We start from the raw sequence: 5,810 nt of genomic DNA, 5'->3' as shown, positions 1-5,810 counted from the left end.
CCGCGCCGCTCTACCGCACCGCGCACAACCTCCTGCACCGGGCGCCCTGCGAGCTCGCCGAGGCCGAGCGCGCCGTGGAGCGCTTCGCCGAGGCCGTGCGCCACCACACCCACCGGCCGCGAGGAGGAGGGCCCCGGGCCGTCCCCGTCAGGTCCCTCGTCCTCGTCGCGCAGTCCATGACCAACCCCGGCGTCGCCGGCGTCGCCGGGGGCGTGCAGGAGGCGGCGGGAGCCGTCGGCTGGGACGTCCGGGTGATCGACGGCCAGGGCACCCCCGCCGGGATCCAGGCGGCGTTCGGGCAGGCCGTCGCCCTGCGGCCCGCGGGCATCGTCGTCGCCGGCTTCGATCCCCGCCTGACGTCGCAGCAGGTCGCGCAGGCCGCGGCGGAGCACATCCCGCTCGTCGGCTGGCACGCGGTCGCCTCCCCCGGCCCCAGCAGGGATCCCGCGCTGTTCACCAACGTCACCACCCGGGTCGGCGACGTCGCGCGGATCAGCGCGGACTGGGTGATCGCGCACGCGCACGGCGTCGCCGGGGTCGTCGTGTTCACCGACGCCTCGATCCCGTTCGCCCGGAACAAGTCCGATCTGATCACGAAGGAGCTCGGCACCTGCGCGGGCGTGCGGATCCTGGCGGAGGAGAACGTCCCGCTGGCGGACACGAGCAGCCGGACGCCCCAGGAGGTCTCCTCGCTCCTCTCCCGCTTCCCGCGGGCGTGGACCCACTCCGTCGCCATCAACGACGTGTACTTCGCCGACGCCGCGCCCGCCCTGCGCGCGGCCCGCAGGAAGGGCGCGGGCGCGCCCTTCAACATCGGCGCGGGCGACGGCGACCCGTCCGCCTTCCAGCGCATCAACAGCCGGCAGTTCCAGGCGGCCACCGTGCCCGAGGCGCTCTCCGAGCAGGGCTGGCAGATCGTCGACGAGTTCAACCGCGCCTTCGCGGGCCGGCCCGCCAGCGGGTACGTGGCCCCCGTGCACATCACCACCGCCGCCAACAGCGGCGGGGCCACCTCCTGGGACCCGCCGGGCTACCGCGCGGCGTACCGGAGGATCTGGGGCGTGGCGGAGCCCGCCGGCTGACGGGCGGGCCGTCAGGGGCGCGGGATGTTGCGCAGGTTGGAGCGCGCCATCTGCACCATCCGGCCCACGCCGCCCTCCAGGACCATCCGGCCCGCCGACAGGGCGAACCCGCCGACCATGTCCGCGGTGATCTTCGGCGGGATCGACAGGGCGTTGGGGTCGGTCACGACGTCCACCAGCGCCGGCCCCTTGTGCCGGAAGGCGTCCCGCAGGGCTCCCCGCACGTGCTTGGGCTTCTCCACCCGCACGCCGTAGGCGCCTGCCGCGGTGGCGATGGCCGCGAAGTCGGGGTTGCGGTTGGTGGTGCCGTACGCGGGCAGTCCGCCCACCATCATCTCCAGCTCGACCATGCCCAGCGACGAGTTGTCGAACAGCACCACCTTCACCGGCAGGCCGTACTGGACCAGCGTCAGGAAGTCGCCCATCAGCATGGCGAACCCGCCGTCGCCGGACATGGAGACGACCTGCCGGCCGCGGTCGAGGAACTGGGCCCCGATCGCCTGGGGCAGGGCGTTCGCCATCGAGCCGTGGGTGAAGGAGCCGATGACGCGGCGGCGGCCGTTGGGGGTGAGGTAGCGGGCCGCCCACACGTTGTTCATTCCGGTGTCGACGGTGAAGACCGCGTCGTCGTCGGCCTCCTCGTCCAGCACCGAGGCCACGTACTCCGGGTGGATCGGCGTGTGCTTCTCCACCTTCCGGGTGTACGCCTTGACGACGCCTTCGAGGGCGTCGGCGTGTTTGGCGAGCATCTTGTCGAGGAACTTCCGGCTGTTCTTGACCCGCACCCGCGGCGTCAGGCAGCGCAGCGTCTCGCGGACGTCGCCCCACACGGCGAGGTCGAGCGCGGCCCTGCGGCCCAGGTGCTCGGGCCGGACGTCCACCTGGACGGTCTTCCCGTCGTCCGGCAGGAAGGCGTTGTACGGGAAGTCGGTGCCCAGCAGGATCAGCAGGTCGCACTCGTGGGTCGCCTCGTACGCGGCTCCGTAGCCGAGCAGGCCGCTCATGCCGACGTCGTACGGGTTGTCGTACTGGATCCACTCCTTGCCGCGCAGCGCGTGCCCGACGGGGGCCTTCACCCGTTCGGCGAACCGCATCACCTCCTCGTGGGCGCCCGCCGTGCCGCTGCCGCAGAACAGGGTCACCTTGTCCGCCTCGTCGACCATCCGGGCGAACGCGTCGATCTCGGCGTCCCCGGGCCGTACCGACGGGCGGGCGGTGACCAGGGAGTGCTCGCTCGCGCGTCCGGGGGCCGGCTCGCCCGCGACGTCGCCGGGCAGGACGACGACGCTGACGCCGCCGCGGCCGATCGCGTGCTGGATGCCCGTCCGCAGGACGCGCGGCATCTGCCGGGGGCTGGAGATCAGCTCGCAGTAATGGCTGCACTCGCGGAAGAGCTGGTCCGGGTGGGTCTCCTGGAAGAAGCCCGTGCCGATCTCCCCGCCCGGGATGTGCGAGGCGAGCGCGAGCACGGGGGCCATGGAGCGGTGCGCGTCGTAGAGGCCGTTGATGAGGTGGAGGTTGCCCGGGCCGCAGGAGCCCGCGCAGGCGGCCAGCTTCCCCGTCAGCTGGGCCTCGGCGCCCGCGGCGAAGGCGGCGGCCTCCTCGTGGCGGACCTGCACCCAGTCGATCGCGGGGCTGCGGCGCACCGCGTCCACGACCGGGTTGAGGCTGTCCCCCACGACCCCGTAGAGCCGCCGCACCCCGGCGCGCGCCAGGATGCCGACGAACTGCTCCGCCACCGTCTCCTTCGGCATGGGACCTTCCTCCCGGATCGGCTGCACGTGCGGACCGGCGTGCGGCCGGTCTCCCCGCCCCTTCCCCCATCCATCCACGGAACACCCGGTGGTGCATCCCGGTGTCCCGGGTGCGGCAGGGCGGAGGGCCTGTGGCAGGCTGCGGGGAGACGCCCGGCCGGGAGGGCCGCCGGGCCGGAACGAGCGAGGAACACGGCGACGTGAACACGACGAATCATGCGGACCCGGCATCCGCCTTCGCCACCCACCGCGACGCCGTCGCCACGGAGACCGCCCGCTTCGTGCAGGTGCTCCGGGGCGCGGACCTGACGGCACCGGTGCCCACGTGCCCCGGCTGGACGCTCGCCGACCTCGTCCGGCACACCGGCAGCGTGCAGCGCTGGTTCGCGGCGCTCCTCCGCAAGCGCGTCCAGGAACGGCCGCTGAGCCGCGAGGTGGAGCTGCGGCTGCCGAAGGACGAGGACGGCTACGCCGACTGGCTGGCGGACAGCGCCGCCGAGGCCGCGAGCGCCTTCGAGAGCGTCGCCCCTGACGCCCCGATGTGGGCGTGGGGCGCCGATCAGCACGCCCGGTTCTGGGTGCGGCGCATGCTGTTCGAGACGCTGGTGCACCGCGCCGACGCGGAGCTCGCGCTCGGCCTCGCGCCCGTGATCGACCCCGGGCTCGCGACCGACGGCATCGACGAGTTCCTCGTCAACCTGCCCTTCGCGGCGCCCTTCGCCCCCGGCGTGGCCGAGCTGCGCGGCACCGGCGAGACGCTGCGCTTCCGCTGCACCGACACCGGCGGCGACTGGACGGTCCGGCTGCGCCCCGACGGTTTCGGCCTCGAAGCGTCCGCCGCAGGTGCCGACGCGACCGTCCGGGGCTCCGCCGCGCACCTGCTGCTGCTCGCCTACGGCCGCCTGCGCCTCGACGCGCCCGCCTTCGAGGTGGAGGGCGACGAGGACCTGCTCGCGCGCTGGGTCACGCACTCGAAGTTCTGACGGCGGGGTCCTTAGGGTCCTGACGTCAGGTGCACCCCCGGCTGTACAGACCGGGGGCGCGCCGGTCAGATGCGGTCGGCGGCGATGAGGAGGTAGTGGAAGCTGCCCTCCTTGTACGCGGTGAGGAACGGCTCCTCGACGCCCGTGGCCAGGGAGGACTTGGCGCGCAGCTCCCAGTACGGGATCGTGGCGGCCGTCAGGTCGACGACGTTGATGGGCACGAGGCCGTTGGCGGCCATGGCCTTGAAGTAGGCGCTGCGCGGGTGGATGTTGCAGGTGTAGTGCTCGTCGATGCGGCTGACCGCCTTGGAGCGCAGGCCCGTGACGTCGTTGGAGCAGCCGGTGATGGTGACGTAGCGGCCGCCGAAGGCCAGCTGGCGGGCGTGCTCGGCGAAGAGCTCGAACAGGTCCACGTACATGGTGGACTCGTTGTTCCAGATGCCCTGGAAGGCGCCGGTCGGCAGGCCGGTGTCCAGCATGTTGGCGAAGTGGTAGCGGACCTTGTCGTCCACGCCGCGCTTGCGGGCCTGCTCGTTGGCGAAGTCGACCTGGGACCGGGAGATGGAGACGCCGTCGGCGCGGCAGCCGAACCGGGCGTTGGCCATGATGCTGGTGCCGCCGCGGCCGCAGCCGGCGTCCAGCAGGCGGTGCTCGGGGGCGATGGGTCCCAGGTGGTCGAGGAGGACGTCGGCCTGGGCCGACTCCAGCCGGTGCAGCTCCTCGGTGATGCGCGCTTCGCGGGTGTCCTCGGGGCCCTCCAGGACGGACGGGTCGTAGTCGCCGAGCCCGTAGTGGTGGTGGTAGAGCCCGTCGACGTCGCCCAGCTGCAGGTTGACCGGGTCCTTCTCGTTGTTCCAGTACTCGGCGACGGCCTTCTGGTAGGCGGTGCGCAGCACGGGGGCGGGGGCGGTGGACATGGACGTGCTCCTTAGGACGTGCAAGGAAGGCGGGGGTGGTTCAGGGGTGGTTCAGGCGTTGTTGTAGCGGGGGCTGCCGCTGTGCCACGCGCGGTTGCCGCCGAGCCAGGCCCACACCCCCGCGAGGAAGCGGCGCAGCTGCGGCGAGCCGGTGAGGGCGAGGGCGGCCGCCTCGGCCTCGTAGGTGCGCACCAGCTCGTCGTGGACCTCCGCACTGCGCTCGATCGCCTCGCGGGGCGAGCACCGCTCCCGCTCGGCGATCACGGTCGGCAGGTTGAACTCCACGCCGGTGGCGTGGTGTTCCTTGGTCATGGAGTACAGGTCGTTGACGAGCGTGGCGGCGGTGGCCGCCATGGTCACGGCGCGGCGCACGCGCGGATCGGCGTACTCGGCCGCGGGGAGCGCGTAGCCGCCCACCACGTCGGCCAGCGCGATGCAGGGCAGGAAGCTGTTGGTCTGCCGGTGCGCCAGGTACTCGGGGACGGTGGGCAGGTACTCCCGCGAGCGCCAGGAGCCCTCCTGGCCGTAGCCGACGAAGAGGACGGCGACCTCGTGGCGGAGCCGGGCCAGCTGGGACGGTTCCGCGTAGCGGGCCAGGTGCGCAAGCGCGGAGCGCAGGGCCGTCCGGACGGGGTCGTCGCGCATCTCCCGCTCCCAGGCGGGCGCGTAGCGGGCGGGGAGGTGCGCGGGGTCGAGGGCCGCGTAGGCGGGGCCGAGGTGCGAGCCCAGGAGTTCGGGCCCGGCGCCGTCGTCGCAGTAGTAGTCGTCCGTGGCCCACTCGGCGAGCGCGCACTTGCCCGCCGCGAGCAGCCGGTCCGGGTCGTCGGCGTCGGGGTGGGCCAGCATCATCAGGCGCCCGAAGTCGGCCGCGCGGACGCGGTCGAGCCGTCCCTCGTAGATGCCGGTCTCGCCGGCCCAGGCCAGCAGGCGGTCGTTGACCTCCCGGGCGAGGGCCGGGTCGTCCCGGAGCGCGGGCGGGCAGTACAGCTCCGGGACGCCGGACGGGGCGGCGGGCGCGGCCGGCCGCCGGGGCGCGACCCGGGCCGCGGAGGTGCCGAGGCCGGTCGGCCCGGC

5 protein-coding genes are annotated in these 5,810 nt (G+C 73.6%); 2 read left to right on the top strand and 3 right to left on the bottom strand.

Features of this window, described 5'->3' with window-relative positions:
- The coding region (locus tag B7P34_RS34755) for a substrate-binding domain-containing protein (RefSeq protein ID WP_106682129.1) at window positions 1–1,082 on the top strand (1,082 nt) is incomplete at its 5' end.
- An 11-nt stretch (window positions 1,083–1,093) separates the two neighbouring features.
- Here the strand turns inward: B7P34_RS34755 and B7P34_RS34750 are convergent.
- Complete coding sequence (locus B7P34_RS34750; RefSeq protein WP_106682128.1) at window positions 1,094–2,836, bottom strand: pyruvate dehydrogenase; 1,743 nt, start codon at window positions 2,834–2,836, stop codon at window positions 1,094–1,096.
- 200 nt (window positions 2,837–3,036) lie between these two features.
- On the opposite strand from B7P34_RS34750, the gene B7P34_RS34745 reads away from it, so the two are divergent.
- Complete coding sequence (locus tag B7P34_RS34745; protein ID WP_106682131.1) at window positions 3,037–3,819, top strand: maleylpyruvate isomerase family mycothiol-dependent enzyme; 783 nt, start codon at window positions 3,037–3,039, stop codon at window positions 3,817–3,819.
- 65 nt (window positions 3,820–3,884) lie between these two features.
- Here the strand turns inward: B7P34_RS34745 and B7P34_RS34740 are convergent, their stop codons facing one another.
- On the bottom strand, window positions 3,885–4,736 hold the full coding sequence (locus B7P34_RS34740; RefSeq protein WP_106682127.1) for a geranyl diphosphate 2-C-methyltransferase: 852 nt from the start codon (window positions 4,734–4,736) through the stop codon (window positions 3,885–3,887).
- A 51-nt stretch (window positions 4,737–4,787) separates the two neighbouring features.
- Window positions 4,788–5,810, bottom strand: a 1,023-nt coding sequence (locus tag B7P34_RS34735; protein WP_223268558.1) for a family 2 encapsulin nanocompartment cargo protein terpene cyclase, incomplete at its 5' end; no start/stop codon positions are given.

The sequence above is a fragment of the Streptosporangium nondiastaticum genome (assembly GCF_003011965.1).
Lineage (GTDB): Bacteria > Actinomycetota > Actinomycetes > Streptomycetales > Streptomycetaceae > Streptomyces > Streptomyces nondiastaticus.
Note: the sequence above shows the minus strand (reverse complement) of the source record. Positions and strands in the feature narration are given on the sequence as shown.